A 917-nucleotide genomic window follows, 5' to 3' on the forward strand; every position below is an offset into this window, starting at 1 on the left:
AACAAAATGCTTGAAGAGCGCATACAAATGTTTGAAAAGTTCAAGGACGATCAAGAATCCTTGAAACAGCAAACATTTCCGACCCCTGCCAAGTACAAAAAGGAGTTTCCTTGGCTAAAAGAAGTGGACAGCCTTGCGCTGGCAAATGCTCAACTAAATTTGCAGAAAGCGTTTCAACACTTCTTTTCCGGCCGCGCTGGATTTCCCAAGTTCAAAAACCGCAAGGCGAAACAGTCGTACACCACAAATGTGGTGAATGGCAACATCAAGCTTTCAGATGGCTATATCAAGCTGCCCAAACTGAAGTGGATCAAGCTCAAGCAACACCGGGAGATTCCTGCCCACCATATCATCAAGGCTTGTACGATCACGAAAACCAAAACAGGAAAATACTATATTTCTATCCTCACAGAGTACGAACATCAACCTGCCCCAAAAGAAGTACAAACGGTGGTTGGGCTTGACTTTTCCATGAGTACGCTGTATGTCGATAGCGAGGGTAAGAGAGCCAATTATCCTCGATTCTATCGCAAAGCATTGGAAACATTAGCGAAGGAACAACGCATTCTATCACGCAGAAAGAAAGGATCGAATCGTTGGCACAAACAGCGTCTGAAAGTGGCAAAGCTGCATGAAAAAATTGCGAACCAACGAAAAGACTTTCTGCATAAGGAGTCGCACAAATTAGCGAAACGGTATGATTGCGTGGTCATCGAAGACCTCAACATGAAAGGGATGTCCCAAGCCCTCCATTTCGGTCAACGAGTTCATGACAATGGCTGGGGCATGTTTATCACTTTCCTTCGGTACAAATTGGAAGAACAGGGGAAGAAACTGATCAAAATCGACAAATGGTTCCCCTCGTCCAAAACGTGTTCGTGCTGCGGTCGAGTCAAGGAGTCTCTATCGCTTTCTGA

1 protein-coding gene is annotated in these 917 nt (G+C 45.0%); it reads left to right on the plus strand.

The features are described 5' to 3' along the window. The coding region (locus I656_RS0117265; protein ID WP_050572335.1) for an RNA-guided endonuclease TnpB family protein at positions 1-917 on the plus strand (917 nt) is incomplete at both ends.

It is taken from the genome of Geobacillus sp. WSUCF1 (assembly GCF_000422025.1).
In the GTDB taxonomy this organism is placed as follows: Bacteria; Bacillota; Bacilli; order Bacillales; family Anoxybacillaceae; genus Geobacillus; species Geobacillus zalihae.